At 59.5% G+C, this 19047-nt stretch carries 18 protein-coding genes; 9 read left to right on the top strand and 9 right to left on the bottom strand.

Annotated elements, in window-relative coordinates; all coding sequences use genetic code 11:
* Nucleotides 1–71: 71 nt before the first annotated feature.
* A complete protein-coding gene (locus tag AC6I7A_RS08110) occupies nt 72–1286 on the bottom strand; it encodes a nitrate- and nitrite sensing domain-containing protein (RefSeq protein WP_058956593.1) in 1215 nt (404 codons plus the stop codon).
* 487 nt (nt 1287–1773) lie between these two features.
* Here AC6I7A_RS08110 and AC6I7A_RS08105 point away from each other — a divergent pair, with 487 nt between their 5' ends.
* The 8 genes from AC6I7A_RS08105 to AC6I7A_RS08070 all read left to right on the top strand — a co-directional run bounded on the left by AC6I7A_RS08105 (nt 1774) and on the right by AC6I7A_RS08070 (nt 10780).
* Nucleotides 1774–2265: a hypothetical protein gene (locus tag AC6I7A_RS08105; protein WP_009090601.1), complete on the top strand. Its 492-nt coding sequence runs from the start codon at nt 1774–1776 to the stop codon at nt 2263–2265.
* 85 nt (nt 2266–2350) lie between these two features.
* Complete coding sequence (gene icmH / locus AC6I7A_RS08100; protein WP_009090602.1) at nt 2351–3568, top strand: type IVB secretion system protein IcmH/DotU; 1218 nt, start codon at nt 2351–2353, stop codon at nt 3566–3568.
* Nucleotides 3568–5682 carry a type VI secretion system membrane subunit TssM gene (gene tssM / locus AC6I7A_RS08095; RefSeq protein ID WP_009090605.1) on the top strand — a complete coding sequence of 705 codons (2115 nt, stop codon included), beginning with the start codon at nt 3568–3570 and terminating at the stop codon, nt 5680–5682. Before icmH ends, tssM begins: the two co-directional genes overlap by 1 nt.
* Before the next feature lie 13 nt (nt 5683–5695).
* Entirely contained in the window at nt 5696–6394 is a 699-nt protein-coding gene (gene tagF / locus AC6I7A_RS08090; protein ID WP_009090607.1) for a type VI secretion system-associated protein TagF, read from the top strand.
* A 36-nt stretch (nt 6395–6430) separates the two neighbouring features.
* On the top strand, nt 6431–7567 hold the full coding sequence (gene tagH / locus AC6I7A_RS08085; RefSeq protein WP_009090609.1) for a type VI secretion system-associated FHA domain protein TagH: 1137 nt from the start codon (nt 6431–6433) through the stop codon (nt 7565–7567).
* Nucleotides 7564–8340 carry a PP2C family protein-serine/threonine phosphatase gene (locus AC6I7A_RS08080; RefSeq protein WP_009090611.1) on the top strand — a complete coding sequence of 259 codons (777 nt, stop codon included), beginning with the start codon at nt 7564–7566 and terminating at the stop codon, nt 8338–8340. The genes tagH and AC6I7A_RS08080 overlap by 4 nt, the downstream gene beginning before the upstream one ends.
* Before the next feature lie 14 nt (nt 8341–8354).
* Complete coding sequence (locus AC6I7A_RS08075) at nt 8355–9308, top strand: hypothetical protein (RefSeq protein ID WP_009090613.1); 954 nt, start codon at nt 8355–8357, stop codon at nt 9306–9308.
* 44 nt (nt 9309–9352) lie between these two features.
* Nucleotides 9353–10780, top strand: coding sequence for a serine/threonine protein kinase (locus AC6I7A_RS08070; protein WP_058956594.1), 1428 nt, complete (start codon nt 9353–9355; stop codon nt 10778–10780).
* Nucleotides 10781–10858: 78 nt separating this feature from the next.
* Here the strand turns inward: AC6I7A_RS08070 and AC6I7A_RS08065 are convergent, their stop codons facing one another.
* Both AC6I7A_RS08065 and chaB read right to left on the bottom strand, forming a co-directional pair.
* Complete coding sequence (locus AC6I7A_RS08065) at nt 10859–11533, bottom strand: gamma-glutamylcyclotransferase (RefSeq protein ID WP_167428348.1); 675 nt, start codon at nt 11531–11533, stop codon at nt 10859–10861.
* A 224-nt stretch (nt 11534–11757) separates the two neighbouring features.
* Nucleotides 11758–11988, bottom strand: a complete 231-nt coding sequence (chaB, locus tag AC6I7A_RS08060; RefSeq protein ID WP_058956596.1) for a putative cation transport regulator ChaB — start codon at nt 11986–11988, stop codon at nt 11758–11760.
* A gap of 372 nt (nt 11989–12360) precedes the next feature.
* Between chaB and chaA the strand changes: the two genes are divergently transcribed.
* The gene (gene chaA, locus AC6I7A_RS08055) at nt 12361–13452 is read left to right on the top strand and encodes a sodium-potassium/proton antiporter ChaA (protein ID WP_009090620.1); all 1092 of its coding nucleotides are present in this window, start codon (nt 12361–12363) and stop codon (nt 13450–13452) included.
* Between the two features lie 61 nt (nt 13453–13513).
* On the opposite strand, the gene kdsA is transcribed toward chaA, so the two are convergent.
* From kdsA to hemA, 6 genes are read right to left on the bottom strand one after another with little or no spacing between them, the layout of a single operon-like run.
* On the bottom strand, nt 13514–14368 hold the full coding sequence (gene kdsA, locus AC6I7A_RS08050; protein ID WP_009090621.1) for a 3-deoxy-8-phosphooctulonate synthase: 855 nt from the start codon (nt 14366–14368) through the stop codon (nt 13514–13516).
* A 25-nt stretch (nt 14369–14393) separates the two neighbouring features.
* Nucleotides 14394–15203: an invasion regulator SirB1 gene (gene sirB1, locus AC6I7A_RS08045; RefSeq protein WP_009090623.1), complete on the bottom strand. Its 810-nt coding sequence runs from the start codon at nt 15201–15203 to the stop codon at nt 14394–14396.
* Nucleotide 15204: 1 nt separating this feature from the next.
* A complete protein-coding gene (locus AC6I7A_RS08040) occupies nt 15205–15597 on the bottom strand; it encodes a SirB2 family protein (RefSeq protein ID WP_009090625.1) in 393 nt (130 codons plus the stop codon).
* A 24-nt stretch (nt 15598–15621) separates the two neighbouring features.
* On the bottom strand, nt 15622–16455 hold the full coding sequence (gene prmC, locus AC6I7A_RS08035; RefSeq protein ID WP_058956597.1) for a peptide chain release factor N(5)-glutamine methyltransferase: 834 nt from the start codon (nt 16453–16455) through the stop codon (nt 15622–15624).
* Complete coding sequence (gene prfA, locus AC6I7A_RS08030) at nt 16455–17537, bottom strand: peptide chain release factor 1 (protein ID WP_058956598.1); 1083 nt, start codon at nt 17535–17537, stop codon at nt 16455–16457. The genes prmC and prfA overlap by 1 nt, the downstream gene beginning before the upstream one ends.
* A gap of 42 nt (nt 17538–17579) precedes the next feature.
* The gene (hemA, locus tag AC6I7A_RS08025) at nt 17580–18836 is read right to left on the bottom strand and encodes a glutamyl-tRNA reductase (RefSeq protein ID WP_009090632.1); all 1257 of its coding nucleotides are present in this window, start codon (nt 18834–18836) and stop codon (nt 17580–17582) included.
* Between the last annotated feature and the right edge of the window lie 211 nt (nt 18837–19047).

The raw sequence follows: 19047 nt of genomic DNA, 5'->3' as shown, positions 1-19047 counted from the left end.
GAAAATCTGACCGTTTTTGCACATTTGTGACGCAGGTTGCGCACGGCGGTTGTGCAGCTACCTCTTCCGGGTTAGCTGCGCAGCGTCGCGGCGACCGCCAGCACCGCCTGCGCGATCTCCACGATCCGCCTGTTCTGATTCATGGCACTTTTGCGCAGCGCCTGCCAGGCGGCCTCTTCGCTGAATCCCTGCTGCTGCATCAGCCAGTGTTTGGCCTGATCGACCACCCGCCGCTCGTCGAGGGAGGCACGCATCGATGCCAGCTCATCCGCCTGCTGCTGCAGACGCTGCGACTGCTCGCTAATCAGCGACAGCACCGAGCGCCCGAGCTGGGGTGCCAGTCCGTCACTGTCGAGCGCCGCCGCGCCGGGCAGCCAGTCAGCGCCGGAAACATAGAGCGCAAAGGTGCTCTCCCCCTGGACAACCTGCCCTGTCGCCTGCTGCTGCGCCTGATCGATGGCCGCGCGACAGCGCTGCATCAGCGTGGCCGTCAGGGCATCCTCCAGCGTTTTCATCTGATCCAGCCGCTCTGAGAGCAGAGAAAACCAGTGCAGTGCACCGTTCTCCTCACAGGGGCCACCGGTGCAGGCGATGCGCCGCAGACGTTCGATGTCCCGGCTGGCCTGGGCCAGCGGCTGCCAGCGTTCACAGGCGGTGCTGTCGGCAAACTGCCGGAAGGTGGTAAAACTCTGCTCCTGCGCCGCAATCAGCGCCACCATCTGGCTGCGCTGCCCGTCGGTGAACTGCCGCGCCGCAAAACCGGCGGAACCGATAGCCCGCTCCTGCCCGGCCAGCTCTTTGCCCTGCATAAAACTGAACAGGGCGATCAGCGCGCGGGAGATGTCGGGATGGCTGGCGGTGTCGGCCGCCTCAAACACCAGATTCAGTAAGGTGCGGATCACCTGATTAAAGGCGGCCATCGCGGCGGCCTGCTCACGTTCACGCAGGCTGATCTGCTCACGCAGCGCGGGTAACCCCTCCAGCGCCTGCAGGGCAGTGGCAATCAGGTTGCAGAAGCGGCTGAAGCCAGGCTGGGCCACGGCGGGCGGAAGGGCCTGATAGAATTGCTGCAGCGCCTCACTCACCGCCTGCTGACGGGCGCCTCGCTCTGCGCAGAACAGCGCACCGTCCGAACAGAGCCAGAGGTTAGTGGCGCCGCGTTCCCGCTGCAGCCGATGAACCAGTTCGCTGACGGCAGCCATCAGCTCGCCGGTCTGAAGCAGCCGCTGCAGGCTGGCGATATCGCTCTCACGTGAAGCCTGCAGCCAGGCCAGGGCGTCAGCCATTTTTCATCTCTCCGCGCCGTAAAATCCTTCTGAAGCAAAAGGCGTGCCGCTTTCCGAAAAAAAGCGGCATAAACCGCCCCGGAAATTCTGATTTTGAAAAGATTCTTTTCCTGCGCCGGGAAAATTTTCCGGCAACAAAAGGTTAGTGATACTTAATAGTTTCCCATCGAACCCATTGCGTGTCAGAATGGGAAGCCACGTTATCAATCAGTTTGTCTGTGCGATCATTCAGTTCGCTTTAACTATCACTTTATTCGCGGCTTTTTTCAGGGCGTATCACGCCCCGGAACCGCCCGCTATCACGCATCGGCAGCAGGCGCAATGGTTTGAAATCTCAAAAGTCTTAGGTAGACTAAACGCGTTACTATCCCGATGTAATCTGACCGTTTTTTAACAAACAGACTTTCAGCACGATGCGGCGCCTGAATCAGCGTTTTCTGCATCGGGCCTGGCAATATGCAGATACTTTGATGAGATCACGAGGAACATGGTGAAAAAGAGTCTTGCGTTAACGCTGCTGGCGGTACTTACCCTGGCAGGCTGTAAGGCCCCGCCGCCGCCCGTCACTGACGATACGCTGGTCACCAGCGAAATTAACGGCGTCAAACTGGTCCATCGACACGCTGTCGCGGCACCCACTGCCTTTGAGCCGGTCAATCAGACCTGGCGTGCGCTTTATGGCGCCTCCGTGATGACCTCACCCGACTACGGCGGCAAGGTGGTTCGCTATCTCGAAACGGGTAAACCGTTTGAAGTATTAGGCAATGTAGAACACAGCTGGCTGGCGATTGCTGACCAGGCTGATGGCCCGTTAATCGGTTACGTCCCACTGAAAGCGGGCGTGGAGAGCAGTCGTTACGACGCCACCGTGCAGAGCGATCGCCCCCGTCCCCGCAAAGCGAAACAGGTCTGTGTGGCCGTCGGCGGCGCCAGCAAAGCCTGCCGCACTAACGATACCGCGACCTGGATCTTAGACTGACTATGAAATCCGGCGCATATTGCCCGCAGCACCGTCCCGTGCTGCGGGCACAGGCATTTGCCATTAGCTGGAAGATCACACTGTAATGACTGTGGAATCCCCTGCGCGTGAGGCGTCCCCCTCAGGCAATGAGAATCTGTTACTTCAGGCTGCAGCCCCCCTGCTGAACGCGGTGGTGCAGATTCGTCAGGCAGCCACCCATGACGACCCTGCCGGGCTGCGTCAGTCTCTGATCGATGAAATCCGCCAGTTCGAACAGCGCTGCAAACAGGCCGGACTGCCGTTTGAGATGATTATCGGCGCGCGTTACTGCATCTGCAGCGCGCTGGATGAAGCGGCAGCCCAGACCCCCTGGGGCACCCGCGGCGTCTGGTCGGGCAACGGCATGCTGGTCACCTTTCATAATGAAAGCTGGGGCGGCGAGAAATTTTTTCAGCTGCTGTCACGCATTTCGCAGAGCCCGCAACAGCACCTCTGGCTGCTGGAGGTGGTTCACTACTGCCTGCTGCTGGGCTATGAGGGGCGCTATCGCGGCAGCGAAAATGGCCGAACCCAGTGCGACGGCATCCGTAAACGCCTGAAAACCCTGATAGATGAAACCCGCGCGCAGCGCGAATCCCCCCAACCGCCGCTGGTGGAGGTGCATCCGCTGGTGAGCACCCTCGCCCGCCCGATGGTGCCGCTCTGGGCGTGCGCCATGCTGGTCGCGCTGGTCGGCTGCCTGATCTACAGTGGCCTGAACTGGCGACTCGGCAATGCGGCGGAGCCGCTGCTGCGCACCATTTATCAGACGCCGCTGCCGCAGATCACCGCCGGACGTCGCCCCTCTTCGCCGCAGGCGCTGCTCGATCTGCGTCAGCGCCTGAACGATGTCATCGCGGCCGGTCAGCTCGAAGTCAGCGACGGCGCCTTTGGCAGTAAAGTGATTATCCCGGCGGATAAACTGTTTGCCCAGCAGGGCACGGTCATCAATCCGGTAGGCCGGGCGCTGCTGGCTCGTGTTTCAACCGCGATGAATGATGTGAAAGGCACCATTCTGGTGTCGGTGTTCACCGACGATCATCCGGTGGATAACAGCCGCTTTGCCTCCAGCTACGAGTTCTCCTTTGCCCGCGCCCGCGCCATCACCCAGCTTCTGCAGGTGCAGCTGGCTGACGGCCATACGGTTCGCTCTGAAGGCCGCGGCGACAGCGACCCGCTGCTGCCCAACGACAGCAGCGAAAACCGGACCCGCAACCGCCGCGTAGAGATCACCCTTTTTGCCGCGCCTGAAACGCTCAGTAATCACCAGGGAGCCCGATAATGCGCGCCTCACTTCGTCTGTTGTTAACCCACCGCCTGCTGTGGAGTTTTATCGGCGTCACGGCGCTGAGCTGCCTGGTCTGGATGCTGGGGCCGTTCTGGACATGGGATGAGTCACGTCCTCTGGAACCGGCGCTGCCCCGCCAGCTCACCGTCGGCGCACTCTTTTTTCTCTGGATCCTGTTCCAGCTGATCCCGTCACTCTATCGCGCCTGGTTTAACAGCCGCCTGCTGACCCAGCTCCAGCTGGCCGACAATGAAGATCCGGCCGAGCGTCAGATGACCGAAGAGCGGCTCAATCAGCGCTTCAGTGAAGCCGTGATGCAGCTGAAACGCACGCAGTTTGGCCGCCGCCACAGTGGCGGCTGGCTGGCGCGCGTCAACGCCAGCTACCTCTATCAGCTTCCCTGGTATCTGGTGATGGGGGCCCCCGGTGCCGGTAAGACTACCGCGCTGCTGAATGCGGGGCTGGACTTTCCGCTGACCGACACGCTGGGGAAAAATGCCATTCGCGGCGTCGGCGGCACCCGCAACTGTGACTGGTGGTTTACCGACAGCGCCGTGCTGATTGATACCGCCGGTCGCTATGCGCTGCAGGAGAGCCAGCGCGTGCGCGACGCCGCGGAGTGGCACAGTTTTATCAATCTGCTCAAACGCTACCGCACCCGCCAGCCCATTAACGGCGTCATCATGACCATCAGCGTCGCCGACCTGCTGAGTGACTCAGCCGAGGCGCGTTTCGCTCAGGCAAGTGCCCTGCGTGAGCGCATGGCGGAACTGCATCAGCAGACCGGCATTCATTTCCCGGTCTATGTGATGGTGACCAAAACCGACCTGCTGAAAGGCTTTATGAGCTATTTTGGCTCGATGGATAAGGCGCGGCGTGACGCCATCTGGGGCTTCACGTTTAACCGTGAACCGGGCAAATCGCCAAAGAGTGACTGGCATCACCACTTTGGTCAGCAGTTTCAGCGGCTGGAGCAGCAGCTTCAGCAGCAGCTGGCGGATCAGATGACCCAGGAGCGCGACCTGAACCAGCGCGCGGAGTGTTTCCTCTTCCCGCAGGAGTTCGCTTCACTGCGCCCGCTGCTGAACGAATATCTGGATATCGTCTTTTCTGACCATCAGGATGCGGTGGCCTGGAGTCCGCGTGGCCTCTTCTTCACCAGCGGCACCCAGGAGGGGCTGCCCTTTGATCGGGTGATGGGTGAACTGAGCCGTAAACTGCAGTTGCGCCAGGCGGGCGATCACTCCATCGCGGCGTGGGACAGCGTTAACCGCAGCCGCCCCATCCCCGGCAACAAAGGCCAGAGCTTCTTTATCCGCGATCTGCTGAGCGATCTGATTTTTAAAGAGAGCGGCCTGGCGGGCAGTAATCGCCGCTGGGAGTACCGCAATCAGCTGTTCCACTGGATTGGCTACGGTGTGCTGGCGGGCGCGCTGTTGATCGCCTCCAGCCTGTGGTGCCTCAGCTACTATCAGAATCAGCACTATCTGCAGGAGGTGGCGGCACGGGTGCCGGCCATCCGGTCGCAGAGTCAGCAGGTCATTCATCAGCCTGCAGATAATATTTTTGATCTGCTACCCTTTCTGAATAACCTGGTGAAGCTGCCGCTCTCGCCGCGTTTTTCTCTCGATAATCCACCGCTTACTATGCGGGCGGGCTTATATCGCGGGAGTCAGGTGAGCGATGCGGCCTGGGTGCTGTATCAGAATGCACTCAAGTCGCTGCTGCTGCCGCGCGTGGCCCAGCAGATCACCAATATCCTGCGCAACGATCCGGGTGACGATAACGCCTACAGCCGCAATGCGCTGCGCGCTTATCAGATGCTCTATCAGCCGCGTAATTATGACGGCGAATTTTTACGGGCCTGGCTGCTGCAGAACTTACAGCGCTCGCTGCCCGATTCGGTCAGCGCCCGCGACCTTCAGCAGCTCGACTGGCACCTGAGCCAGCTGCTGGATCAGCAGATTCAGTCGTCGCCCTATGCCCGCGACAATGCCCTGATGATGCGTAAACTGGCGGAAAATCTGAACATTGCGGGCCAGTCGGGCCCGGTGCTGGCGGCGACGCCCCGGCACGCTGCCCCGCAATTTTCCTCGCATAGCGAGTAATGGTGAGGTAAACATGGCTGCTTACACGGCCCCCGGCTGGTATGGCAAGCTGCCGTCGACCGGTGACTTTCTGCACCATCGACTGAGCGAACAGCAGATTAGTCCCTGGAATCACTGGTTTCAGCAGGGACTGATGCACTGGCATCAGCAGGCGTATGCGATCAGCGCGAATTTTCTCCACGCGCCGGTGTGGAACTTTGTTCTGCCGGTGACGGCCACCCGGCCACAGATACAGATGGGCTGCCTGCTGCCCTCCTGTGACCGCGTCGGACGCGCCTGGCCGCTGCTGGCCCTGCACAGCTTTCCGCTGGCGCAGTGGCATCCGGCGCAGCTGAGGATCTCCGGTGACTGGTTTCAGGATCTGGGCGCCACGCTGTTACGGGCGGTACAGACGCCGCTGAACGGCGAGCAGCTGGAGCAGGCGATTCAGGCGCTGCCCCCGCTGCTGGTGCCGGCCCGCAAGCCGTCTGAAATCATGGATGTGATCGGTTTTCAGGACCTGCCCTGCACGCTGAGCTGGCGTGAAGTGGCGGAACGCTTCGACCCGCAGCAGCATATGAGCTACTGGTGGAGTAATCGCAGTGACGGGTTTGTGCATGCGACCCACAAGCATAGCGGCAACCTCACCGCGCAACTGTTTTCGTTACTGTTCAACCCGGCGGCAGGTTCACAGCCGGGACGTAATGGCCTCTATCCGCCGATGTTCGAATGAGGCCGGATGCGTTTGCCGTTTAATCTGGGATAACTCATGCAATTTACCATTGTGCAGTGCACTACGGATGTTCCGGTCAAAAGCGTCGCGTTTCAGCCGCCTGGCGGCACCATTGGCCGCAGTCAGGATAATGATCTGGTGCTGCCCGATGAGACGCGCGCCATTTCGCGTCTGCAGGCGCTGGTTCATCTGTCGCAGGAGGGCGAGTGTCGCCTGACCAATCAGGGCAGCGTGACGCCAGTGGAGCACAACGGCATTACCCTGGGACGCGGCATGCAGGTGCTGCTGAAACATGGCGATGCGCTGCGGATTGGCGACTATGCGCTGGAAGTGCGCGACCCTGCCTGCCACGCCGCCCAGAGCGATCCGCTGGCGCTGTTTGCCGGTGACAGTGCACAGCCCGCCAATCCGCTCGGCATTCACGAACATCACGACATTGAGGCGCGGCTGCTGGTCAGCGAGGCGGCGCCCGCCCGCCACGAACGCCACAGCGATGCGCGGCTGGCCATCGACCCGCAGGCGAGTGAGCCACGCCGCACCCTGACAGCCCAGCCGGTGGATCAGGATCGGCTCATCGCCGCGCTGCTGGACGGTATGGGGCTGAGCAACGGGCACGCCACGCCGATTGATGAAGAGCAGATGCGGATTACGGGCCGGATGCTGAGCCTCTTCTCGCAGGGCACGGTCGCGCTGCTCTCCTCACGCTCCATTCTCAAGCGCGGCGTGAAGGCAGACATGACGATGATCCTCAACGAGGCCAACAACCCGTTTAAGATCCTGCCCTCCGGGAAGACCGTGCTGATGCAGATGTATCAGAGCCAGATGCCGGGCTTTATGCCGCCGGAACAGGCGGTGCGCGATGCGCTGGTCGATCTGCAGGCCCACCAGCTGGGCATGATTGCCGGCATCCGCGCCATCATCGCCGCGATGCTGCAATCCTTTAATCCGCAGCGGCTGGAGGAGCAGGCGCGCGCCGACGGCGTGGTCTCTAAACTGCCCTTCTCCACCGTGAAGAAAGCGGCGCTGTGGGACTACTTTACCCGTAACTATCAGCGCACCGCCGGGGAGATCGAGGATGATTTCCATACGCTGTTTGGCGAAGCGTTTCTTCATGCTTATGACATGGAAGTTAACCAGTATAAGGATTCTCAGACGCGGGTAGATGAAGCATGAAGATTGTGTTTGCCAGTCGCTGCCAGCAGGGACTCCGCGATGAGAATCAGGATCGCACCGGCGCTGAACTGGATGACCATAAAGCCTGTTTTGTGGTGTGCGATGGCGTCGCCGGTCTGCCGGGCGGCGAGATGGCGGCTCAGCTGGTGCGCGACACCCTGCTGAGTCAGTTGCAGGCGTACGACGCCTTTACCCCGGAAATCACCCATCAGGCGATTGAGCAGTGCCGTCTGGCGCTGCATGAGGCACAGGGTAAAAATCCGAAATTTTCGCGCATGAGCACCACGCTGGCGGCCCTGTTTATTGACCGTAAAAAACAGCGTGCATGGTGGGCCCATGCGGGTGACAGCCGGGTTTACCACTTCCGCCGGGGGGTGCTCAACGAGGTGACCCGTGACCACAGTCTGGCGCAGCAGCTGAAAGAAGCAGGCTATGAAAATACCGGCATTAACAGTAATTTACTTTATAATGCGCTCGGTGCTGAGCCGCCTCGCTTAGTGAGCTTTTCACAGGAGATGGCGCTGGAGGATGGTGACGCGTTTCTGGTCTGTACCGACGGCTTCTGGCTGAATCTGACCACCGGCGAAATGGAACAGGCGCTGCGCATGGTGAATGCCTGCGAAGAGTGGCTGGCGCTGATGGAGCAGGCGGTCAGCCGCAACGTTAAAAAAGATAATCTCAGCGCACTGGCGGTCTGGATTGGTGAGCCGGAAGAGGCCACGCTGCTCTATTCACTGGCTGATTCGGCGCGCTTTCTGCCGCCTCGTTTTTGATTCCAAGGATCCTTATGAAACTGTGGTTGCCCGGCATCATCACTCTGCTGATTGCCTTTCACGCCCAGGCTGAAAATTATCGTGTGGTCTACTCCCCCAGCCTGGAGCTGGAGGTTTATATCGATGATGTGGTCAGCAAAGCGCCTGACGACTGGTGTAAAGAGACGCTGCCGCTGCGCATCGTCTCTGGCAAGAGTAAGGATTCGGCGGTGCTGACCACCTTTTTGCCGCGCGTCGGCACCCTGCTCGCCAACCAGTGCGGCCTGCTGGATGTGCTGCCCTGGCAGATGACCAGTAAAGAGGGAAGCGTGCTGGCCAGCGGCAGCGCCAGCAAGCTGCAGAACTGGCGGCCTATCGTGATGGCTGATGCCACCGCCAGCGCCAGTGAGAGCAACGCCGCGCCGCTGGACCTGTCGCGGCCGGCCGACAGCACGCCGCTGCAACACTTTGATCTGCCCAGCGGCTGTCATTTTCGTACCGCCTGGGATGAACATGCTCACACCCTGTTCATCCCGGACGTCAGCAAGCAGCAGTGCTCGCCGGATGGCTGGGCAGAAGGCAAAAGTGAGATGACGCTGGTTACACCGGATCAGAAGACGCCGGTCGCCGTCACCTTCTATCAGGGCTATCCCATCGCCAACCTGACGATCCCGGACAGCCGGCTGGAAGTGATTGCCGCCAATAATCAGCGCATGATCGTGACCCGGGCGGATGCCGCAGAGAGCTGGCTGGTGCTGCCCTTTGATGACCAGCATCACGTCTGGCGCTTCAACGGGGCCCTGTTAATCAAAATGGATAAGAATGCTGCGCAGCAGAGTGCTGACGCTGTGAAATCGCGGGTCGATACCTTGCGCAGCCAGTGGGCGCCCTATTTCATGCCACAGCAAAAAGTGAATGTGTTACTCATCGACACCCTGCACGCGGATCTGGTTGATCCTGCCATTGGTGCCTGGCGTAACATCAATTAATTACCGCGCAGCCTGGCGAGCAGGCCGTGTACAGAGAGTTCACTATGTCGGCAAATGAAAATCCGAAAACCATTCCGAATGCCCTGCCTGACGGATACCGTTTTAACGAGTTTGAGATCAAGGAAGTGATTGGCGGCGGCGGCTTCGGCATCGTCTATCGCGCCTGGGATCATCAGCTTGAACGCACCATCGCCATTAAAGAGTATATGCCGGTGTCGCTGGCCGTCCGTGCTGCGGATCTCACCCTGGAATTGCGCGGTGAGCGTTTTCAGAAGCTCTTTAATGCCGGTCTGAACAGCTTTATTCAGGAAGCGCGCCTGCTGGCCCGCTTTAACCATCCGGGCCTGCTGCACGTGCTGCGCTTCTGGGAGCAGAACGGCACGGCCTATATGGGCACGCTCTATTACAGCGGCATGACCCTGAAGGAGTGGCAGCTCACCAGCCCGGAGTCGATTTCTGAAGCCTGGATACGCCGCCTGCTGCCTCCGCTGCTGGGGGCGATCAGCACCATTCATCAGGCGGGCTATCTGCATCGCGATATCTCGCTCGACAATATCCAGATTCAGGAGAATCAGCTGCCGGTGCTGCTCGATTTCGGCTCGGCGCGCAAAGAGATTGGCAACCTCTCTGATGAAACGGAAATCATGCTCAAACCCGGCTTTGCGCCGATTGAGCAGTACAGCGAAGAGGGGGAAGTTGAACAGGGCCCGTGGACCGACATCTACGCGCTGGGCGCGGTGCTGCACAGCCTGATTACCCATAATCCGCCGCCAGTCAGCGTGGTGCGCTGTATTGAAGATAACTATCAGCCGCTGGTGGAACGTCAGCCGGAGGGCTACTCGCTGCCGCTGCTCCATGCGATTGACTGCGCGCTGGCGATGAAGCCGGGCGATCGCCCGCAGACGATTGATGCCTTTGCGGCGCTGATTGATCTGCCGGTCAGCGATGTGGAAGCCGTGGTCAACAGCTTCCCGGTTCCCGGTGAACCACCTGCTGCGCGGGTGGAGGAGCCGGTCGAGGCCGCGCCGCCGGTGGTGATGGCCATGAATCACGCCGCGGCGTCGGCTGAACCGGTGACACCGCGCACGGCGCGCCGGCTGTCGCCCGCCCTGCTGGCACTGGCTGCGGTGGCGGTGCTGGCGATCGGGGCCGCCGTCTGGCTGGCGAACCGTCACAGCGCCGCGCCGGAGGCGGCAGACTCCTCAGCGGTCATCACGCAGGCGCCCGCCTCTGCGCCGTCAGCGGCCGCCGTTCCCGCCGCGCTGGCAACCGTCTACCTTAAGCTGGAGAGCGGCGAAAGCGTGGTGCTTAACGGCCAGCCGGTGGAGGTCAAACCCGGCAGCAGTGGCTTTGCCGCGCTGAACCTGGCGGCGGGTCAGTATAAAATCGATATTCACAATGGCAGCGTGACCCACTCTCAGTCCCTGACCATTGATAAGCCCGGCACCTGGCTGATCAATCCAGGTAACTGAGTTTCGCAGGCTTGCAGCAGAAAAGAGAAAGGGCGCACGAGGATGCGCCCTTTCTCTGTTAAGAAGGAAAGCGGTGTGTCAGGCCTGTTTCAGGCAGGTTTGCTGTAATGTCCGCACCTGATGCGCCAGTCGGCTCAGCCCCTCCTCCTCCATGCCGCGGCGGGTCAGCTCCTCCTCCAGGGCAAACAGATACTGCGCATTCGAGCCGAGCGGGCCGCTGGCCACGGCAATTAACGGCGCAACCGCATCCGGACAGGAGTCCGACTCATACAAAGGATGACGCGGGTCCATAATAAAGGTCAGCGCCGTGACGCTGCGGCCATCATCCAGCTGGAGCTCACACCAGGTAGGCAGGTAGCAGCCGGTGACCATCTCACGCTTCCACAGCAGCGTCAGCTCTTCATGCAGGCGCGCTTCCGGCAGGCGAAAGGCCAGGCCGCTGGTTCTGCCGCCCTGCTTCAGCGCCAGCATGCGGCCGGGATGGGAAGCGGTGCCGCGACCGGCAATCAGTCGCAGACAGAACGCGCGATGCCAGCCTTCCAGCGAACCGGACGCGACCTCATCCGCCTCAAAGATCGGGTTCCACATCAGCGAGCCATAGCCAAAAATCCAGACCGGGCTGTGATCGGGACGGCAGGCCAGCGTGGCGGCCAGCGACGCCGCACGCTGCTCGCAACTCCAGAGCAGCGTCTCTTCGATATCCCCGAACGACGTTTTACAATCCGCTTTTAACAGAAATTCCCGGGTAAGCAATGCGACCTCCTCAACATCAACGGCGTCCTGCGCACCAGCTCCTGTCACCTGATCGCCAGAGGCTTCTGGCGTTTCGGTCATGAAATTGACATTAATCTATTTTCGCGCGGAGTTTCAAGCGTGAGGCGGGTCGCAGCTTAAAAAAACCAGATAAACCTGATAGCGCAGACGAAAAAAAGGGCCAGCTGATGCCGGCCCTCAGGCGGTGCGGAGAAGCAGCAGGATTAATGCTTCGGATGCCACTTGTCGTCATCGCCCTTTTCATACTCTTTTTTGACGGCGGACCAGGCCACTTTATGTGCCACCTCTTCCCGCGAATCATCGCCGCGTCGATCTTCCGCCTCTTTATACTGATCCCAGGCGCTGTTGAACGCCTGCTGATAGATATCCTGGGCATGGGCGGGCAGAACGTGTTTAACGTTGTCAGGTAAATCGCTTCGGCTGGTGTAAGGCATAACGGCTCCTCTGTTGACGGATTCCTGTTAAGCCTGGCGCAACTGCGCAAAATTTCAAATCGTCACTTATCCCTGTTTCAGTCTGAAAACCGCCTACAGGCGCAACAAAGGCAAATTAACTGCGGATTTTCAGGCACAGAATGCCAGGATGGTCTGGCTGATCGGGAATGTTGCAGACTGATTATTATTAGATTATTCGGGATAACTTCAGGTTAATGCAGCTTCAATCGTTTATTGCATTTTAGTAAAAAGCAGTAAATTTTTCCCTGTCGGGCCGGTGAAAAGATAAACTGCGCCCTGCTGCAAAACTGATTATATTTCTAACAGCAGTTCGCGCTGCGTCGGACAATCATTAACCAGAGAGGATGGTGAATGCCTTCACATGAAAAAACACGTCACAAGGAATTCTCGCTGATATTTCCCATTATCACGCTGGGTATCCTCTATTTTTTTGGTGCGCAGACCTCTTTTCCGGTGGTCGTCGGGATTAACCTGCTGGCGCTGGTCGCCATCCTGAGCAGCGCGTTCAGCGTGGTGCGTCACGCCGACGTGCTGGCTCACCGGCTTGGCGAACCCTATGGTTCCCTGATCCTGAGTCTCTCGGTGGTGATTCTTGAAGTGAGCCTGATCTCGGCGCTGATGGCCACGGGCGATGCGGCGCCGGGGCTGATGCGCGATACGCTCTATTCGATTGTCATGATTGTGACCGGCGGGCTGGTGGGCTTTGCGCTGCTGCTGGGAGGCAATAAGTTTGCGACCCAGTACGTCAATCTGGCCGGCGTGAAACAGTATCTGATCGCGATATTCCCGCTGGCGATTCTGGTGCTGGTCTTCCCCAACGCGCTGCCCGGCGGGAATTTCTCTGTCACCCAGGCACTGCTGATTGCGGCTATTTCAGCGGCGATGTATGGCGTTTTCCTGCTGATACAGACGAAAACCCACCAGAGCCTGTTCGTCTATGAGCATGAGGATGAGAGTGACGACGGTGACCCGCATCACGGTAAACCCTCGGCGCACAGCAGCATCTGGCACACCGTCTGGCTGATCGTACATCTGATTGCGGTGATTGCCGTGACCAAGATGAACGCGAATACGCTGGAAAGCCTGCTGACAGAGATGAATGCTCCGGCGCAGTTCACCGGTTTCCTGGTGGCCCTGCTGATCCTCTCGCCGGAAGGCCTGGGCGCAATTAAGGCGGTGCTGATGAATCAGGTGCAGCGCGCCATGAACCTCTTCTTTGGTTCCGTGCTGGCGACCATCTCCCTGACGGTGCCGGCGGTGACCATCATCGCCACCCTCACCGGACAGGAGCTGATTTTTGGTCTGGAGCCGCCGCAGATGGTGATTATGATGGCGTCCCTGATCCTGTGTCAGATCTCCTTCTCCACCGGCCGCACCAACGTCCTGAACGGCGCGGCGCATCTGGCTCTGTTTATCGGTTATCTGATGACCATCATGCTGTAACGGCACCGGACGTCAGGCGAAAAAAAAGAGCGATTTCTCGCTCTTTTTTTATACCGCAGACTTATTTGCTGGTATCGAGTTCCGGGAAGCTTTTCACCAGATCGTCAATCGCTTTCATCTGTACCAGGAATGGCTCCAGCTTATCCAGCGGCAGTGCGGAAGGACCGTCACACAGGGCGTGGTCCGGGTCCGGATGCGCTTCGATAAACAGACCGGCAATGCCGACTGCCATACCCGCACGTGCCAGCTCACCCACCTGGGCACGACGACCGCCTGAGGCCGCACCAAACGGATCGCGGGTCTGCAGCGCATGGGTCACGTCGAAAATGACCGGGCTGTTTCGGGTCACTTTCTTCATCACGTTAAAGCCGAGCATGTCCACAACCAGGTTGTCGTAGCCGAAGTTGCTGCCGCGATCGCACAGGATAACCTGCTCGTTGCCGCCTTCTGCAAACTTATCCACGATGTTACCCATCTGGCCAGGGCTGACGAACTGCGGCTTCTTGACGTTGATCACGGCGCCGGTTTTCGCCATCGCTTCCACCAGGTCAGTCTGACGCGCCAGGAAGGCGGGCAGCTGGATCACATCGACCACTTCAGAAACCGGCTGCGCCTGAGCGGCTTCATGGACATCGGTGATGATCTTCACACCGAACGTCTGCTTCAGCTCCTGGAAAATCTTCATTCCCTCTTCCAGGCCCGGGCCACGGTAAGAGTGGATCGAGGAACGGTTCGCTTTATCAAAGGACGCTTTGAATACGTAAGGAATACCCAGCTTACCGGTGACGTTCACGTAGTGTTCGCAGATACGCATCGCCAGGTCACGGGACTCCAGCACGTTCATCCCGCCAAACAGCACAAACGGCAGATCGTTTGCTACTTTGATATCACCAATACTCACGACTTTCTGTGTCATGCCCTTTCCTTTTCAGTGGGTCCGCTTAGTGCAGCGTGACCTGTTTTTGTTCGATTGCATGAATCTGAACTTTGATCATTTCGCTGACCGGGTCTTCAGGACACTGCTCAACGAAGTACGTTAAATCATTCAGCGCGATATGTTCGCACTCCAGCTGCGCGTAAATCAGACCGCGATCGCGGATCTCATAGGGATCGTCAGGGTCGATACGCAGCAGCACCTGACTGACGTTCAGCGCCAGCTCCATCTTCTTCTCTTCCATCAGCGCCGCTTTCAGGGTATCGAGCATCTTGCGCATCACGGTGACGGTTTTGGCTTCGTCGAGATCGTCATCATACAGGCGTGCGGTCGGGCTGATATTGCCCTTGAGCCACACTTCCAGCGTGTGCCGGTCGAGGGTTTCCCCGTTAAACGGATTGATCATCCACTTATCGCCATCAATCCAGTCCGCACGCAGAATCAGCTGTGTCGGAAAGATCACCGGCATCAGCGGCAGGTCCAGCTCGGCGGCGATGTGCAGCAGAATGATGCCCAGTGAGACCGCGGTGCCCTGACGGGTCCGCAGAACGTTGTCGATCCACAGCGCATCAGAGAGATTGTAGACACCGCTGGCACCGCCAAATCCCCACTGGCGATAGAAGAGTTCCAGCAGCTTTTCGAGCTGCAGATCGGCATCTTCCGTATGGCTGACATAATCACGGGCTTCGGCGACTAACGCCGCCAGCTGCGCTTCCACCGAGATTGCCGGAAAATCGGCGCGGATGGCTTGCGTTGCGCCAATCACCGCTTCACACAGCGGTGTCTGGCTGAAATCTAATTGTTCGGTCGAGGTCATGCTATCCCCATAACGGCATTTTGGTCAGCGCCAGCGTAATGATGGTCACCAGGGCGATTAACGCCACCAGAAAAGCGATCCAGCGGGTGCGATCAGTGCGTGGACGGCGACTCAATGCCACAAATCCTAAGGCGATGTAGATGATAACCGCTAAAAGCTTCTCCGTCAGCCAGCTTCCTTGCGGTGTGAAGGGATAGAAGTGAGTAATCATCACCAGCGCGACGCCGCTCAGCAGTAACAGGGTGTCATTGACGTGCGGCAGAATGCGGACCCAGCGCCGCGTCAGCAGGGGTGAGCCGCGCCGCAGCCAGTAAAAACGCAGCAGAAACAGCGTTACGGTGATCCAGACCGTCACCAGGTGAAGATTTTTAATCAGGGGATAAAAAGCGATCATGCTGCGTCCTTTTCTCAAGCGCTTTCAGGTAAGAAGTTGTCCCAGGGTCACGCGCGGGTTGCCGCCGTAATCTTCAAGGGTTTCGACGGCCTGATAGCCGTTTTGCTGCATCAGCGCTGCCACCGCCTCGCCCTGCTGCCAGCCATGTTCCAGCAGCAGCCAGCCTCCCGGCAGCAGCCACGCGGGGGCCTGCTCGATCAGCGTGCGCAGATCGGCCAGCCCTGCTTCGTCGGCGACCAGCGCACTGCGCGGCTCAAAGCGCACGTCGCCCTGCGCCAGATGACTGTCGCTGGCATCGATATAGGGCGGGTTACTGACGATGAGCGCAAACCGCTGCGCCGGCAGTGAGCGAAACCAGTGACTGAGCAGAAAGGTGGTATTGGTGAGGTTAAGCGCCTGCGCATTCGTGCGGGCCAGCGCGACGGCGGCGTCAATCCGGTCCACGCCCGTCACCTGGCAGTCGGGACGCTCGCTGGCCAGCGCCAGTGCAATCGCCCCGGTGCCGGTGCCCATATCCAGAATCGCCGCCGGGGTGGCAGGCAGACGCGTCAGCGCCTGCTCCACCAGCAGTTCGGTATCAGGACGCGGGATCAGCGTGGCGTCATTGACGCGCAGCGGCAGCGACCAGAACTCCCGTTCGCCCACCAGATGCGCCACCGGTTCGCCCCGGGCACGACGTGCCAGCAGGCTATCCAGCTGCGCGCGCTGTGCTTCCGTGAGCACGGTCTCATCGAAGGCGATCAGCCAGCTGCGCGATTTACCAGTCACGAAACCTAACAGGATCTCCGCGTCACGCTTCGGGCTGTCGCCACCACACAGCGTGGCGGTCGCCTGTTTCAGCCAGTGACGAATATCCATTAATCCTGACCAGCCAGCGCCGCCAGCTGATCCGCCTGGTACTCCTGCACAATCGGTTCGATCAGGCTGTCGATTTTACCTTCCATCACTTCATCCAGACGGTAGATGGTCAGGTTGATGCGGTGGTCGGTCACGCGCCCCTGCGGGAAGTTATAGGTACGGATGCGGTCGGAACGATCGCCACTGCCCAGCAGGTTGCGGCGGGTGCTGGCTTCCGCCGCGTGACGGCGGGCCATTTCGGCGGCGTGAATGCGCGCGCCCAGCACGGCCAGCGCTTTGGCTTTGTTTTTATGCTGTGAACGTTCGTCCTGACACTCCACCACGATGCCGGTTGGCAGGTGAGTAATACGAATCGCGGAGTCGGTGGTGTTGACGTGCTGACCGCCTGCGCCCGATGAGCGGAAGGTGTCAATCTTCAGATCGCCGGCATTGATCTCCGGCAGTTCCGCTTCCGGGATCTCCGGCATTACGGCGACCGTACAGGCCGAGGTATGGATACGACCCTGCGATTCCGTTTCCGGTACGCGCTGCACGCGGTGTCCGCCAGATTCAAACTTCATGCGGCCATAGGCACCCTCTCCGGTCACCCGGGCAATTACCTCTTTGTATCCGCCGTGCTCACCGTCGTTGGCGCTGACGATCTCCACACGCCAGCGGCGGGCTTCAGCATAGCGGCTGTACATGCGGAACAGATCGCCCGCGAAGATCGCCGCTTCATCACCGCCGGTGCCGGCGCGCACTTCAACGAAACAGGCGCGTTCATCATCGGGATCTTTTGGCAGCAACAGCACCTGCAGCTGCTGCTCCAGGGTTTCGCCTTTCTCACGCGCTGCCTGTAACTCCTCCTGCGCCATGTCGCGCATTTCGGGGTCATCGAGCATCTGCTGTGCGGTTTCGATATCTTCCTGCACCTGCTGCCAGTCGCGGAAGCAACGGGTTACATCGGTCAGCTGAGCATATTCGCGTGACAGCGCACGGAAACGCTCCTGATCGGCAATCACGCCAGCATCCCCCAGCATCGCTTCCACTTCTTCGTGGCGCTCCTGCAGGGCTTCCAGCTTGGCAACTATAGAGGTCTTCATTAAATGTGGGATTCCCGTAAACAGGTGGCGACAGCAGTGTGCCTAATCGAGACCCAGGCTGTCGCGTAAAATCTGCAGGCGTTCATTATCGCCGTCGCGGGCGGCCTGCTGAAGTGATTTGGTTGGGGCATGTATTAAACGGTTGGTCAGCTTGTGCGCCAGTTCCTGCAGAACTTTCTGCGGATCGGTGCCCTGCTGCAGCGCCTGCAGCGCACGGCCTTCCAGCTCAGCGCGGATCTCATCCGCCTGAGAGCGATATTCCCGGATGGTGTTCACCGCGCCCTGCGAGCGCAGCCACGCCATAAATTCGCTGCTTTCCTGCACCACGATGCTTTCGGCCTGCACTGCCGCCGCTTTGCGCTGCGCCAGGTTCTGCTCGATAATCGCCTGCAGATCGTCCACGCTGTAGAGATAGGCGTTAGGCAGATCGCCCACTTCCGGCTCGACGTCGCGCGGCACGGCAATATCCACCAGCAGCATCGGCTTATTACGACGCGCTTTCAGGGCGCGCTCCATCATTCCCTTACCGATAATCGGTAACGGACTGGCGGTGGAGGAGATGATAATGTCCGCCTCGGCAAGACGGGCGTCGATCTCCGCCAGGGTAATCACCTCGGCACCCACTTCCGACGCCAGCGTTTCGGCGCGCTCGCGGGTGCGGTTGGCGATGATCAGATTTTTGACCTGGTGTTCGCGCAGGTGGCGGGCCACCAGCTCGATGGTCTCACCGGCGCCGACCAGCATGACATTGACGGTGGAGAGTGATTCAAAGATCTGACGGGCCAGCGTACAGGCCGCGAACGCCACCGAGACGGCATTGGCACCGATGTCGGTTTCCGTACGCACGCGTTTGGCCACCGAGAAGGTTTTCTGGAACATGCGCTCCAGTTCACTGCTCAGCGCCTGACCGCGTGAGGAGTCGGCAAACGCTTTTTTCACCTGACCGAGTATCTGGGGTTCGCCCAGCACCAGTGAATCGAGTCCGCTGGCGACCCGCATCAGGTGGCTGACCGCCTCATTATCCTGATGCCAGTAGAGGCTGTTACGCACATCCTCTTCATTCAGCTGATGATAATTGCACAGCCAGCTCACCAGACGCGCCTGTAAATCCGCCTGCTGCTCTACACTCAGGTAGAGCTCAGTCCGGTTACAGGTGGACAGCACCACGCCGCTCTGCACCATTGGCTGTGATAACAGGCTGTTTAAGGCCTGCTCAAGCGTCTCCGGCCCGAACGTAACACGTTCGCGCAGAGCAATGGGGGCGGTCTTGTGGTTGATTCCGAGAGCGAGCAGCGTCATGGTGATTTTGGTTGGGATGTCCCAATAATGTCAGGGTTTTGTGAGGCGCATTCTACAAGATGCGACAGATCAAGAAAAGCCATACAAAGGCTATGACTGTAATAAGATTAACCCGATCATACGCAATTTGCTGCATAACAGCATTGACGGTTAAAACCGTGACGGTTAGCGTTATCCGTTGCCAATAATAAATGTGTCCGAGGAGATGACC

The organism is Type-F symbiont of Plautia stali, from assembly GCF_059731105.1.
Note: the sequence above shows the minus strand (reverse complement) of the source record. Positions and strands in the feature narration are given on the sequence as shown.

Excerpts from the sequence above, each read along its gene's own strand:
- tagF (WP_009090607.1), top strand. The coding sequence starts at position 5,696 with ATGGCTGCTTACACGGCCCCCGGCTGGTATGGCAAGCTGCCGTCGACC.
- prfA (WP_058956598.1), bottom strand. The coding sequence starts at position 17,537 with ATGAAGACCTCTATAGTTGCCAAGCTGGAAGCCCTGCAGGAGCGCCAC.
- AC6I7A_RS08110 (WP_058956593.1), bottom strand. The coding sequence starts at position 1,286 with ATGGCTGACGCCCTGGCCTGGCTGCAGGCTTCACGTGAGAGCGATATC.
- prmC (WP_058956597.1), bottom strand. The coding sequence starts at position 16,455 with ATGGATATTCGTCACTGGCTGAAACAGGCGACCGCCACGCTGTGTGGT.
- tssM (WP_009090605.1), top strand. The coding sequence starts at position 3,568 with ATGCGCGCCTCACTTCGTCTGTTGTTAACCCACCGCCTGCTGTGGAGT.
- tagH (WP_009090609.1), top strand. The coding sequence starts at position 6,431 with ATGCAATTTACCATTGTGCAGTGCACTACGGATGTTCCGGTCAAAAGC.
- chaA (WP_009090620.1), top strand. The coding sequence starts at position 12,361 with ATGCCTTCACATGAAAAAACACGTCACAAGGAATTCTCGCTGATATTT.
- AC6I7A_RS08105 (WP_009090601.1), top strand. The coding sequence starts at position 1,774 with ATGGTGAAAAAGAGTCTTGCGTTAACGCTGCTGGCGGTACTTACCCTG.
- kdsA (WP_009090621.1), bottom strand. The coding sequence starts at position 14,368 with ATGACACAGAAAGTCGTGAGTATTGGTGATATCAAAGTAGCAAACGAT.
- chaB (WP_058956596.1), bottom strand. The coding sequence starts at position 11,988 with ATGCCTTACACCAGCCGAAGCGATTTACCTGACAACGTTAAACACGTT.
- AC6I7A_RS08070 (WP_058956594.1), top strand. The coding sequence starts at position 9,353 with ATGTCGGCAAATGAAAATCCGAAAACCATTCCGAATGCCCTGCCTGAC.
- icmH (WP_009090602.1), top strand. The coding sequence starts at position 2,351 with ATGACTGTGGAATCCCCTGCGCGTGAGGCGTCCCCCTCAGGCAATGAG.
- hemA (WP_009090632.1), bottom strand. The coding sequence starts at position 18,836 with ATGACGCTGCTCGCTCTCGGAATCAACCACAAGACCGCCCCCATTGCT.
- AC6I7A_RS08080 (WP_009090611.1), top strand. The coding sequence starts at position 7,564 with ATGAAGATTGTGTTTGCCAGTCGCTGCCAGCAGGGACTCCGCGATGAG.
- AC6I7A_RS08075 (WP_009090613.1), top strand. The coding sequence starts at position 8,355 with ATGAAACTGTGGTTGCCCGGCATCATCACTCTGCTGATTGCCTTTCAC.
- AC6I7A_RS08040 (WP_009090625.1), bottom strand. The coding sequence starts at position 15,597 with ATGATCGCTTTTTATCCCCTGATTAAAAATCTTCACCTGGTGACGGTC.
- sirB1 (WP_009090623.1), bottom strand. The coding sequence starts at position 15,203 with ATGACCTCGACCGAACAATTAGATTTCAGCCAGACACCGCTGTGTGAA.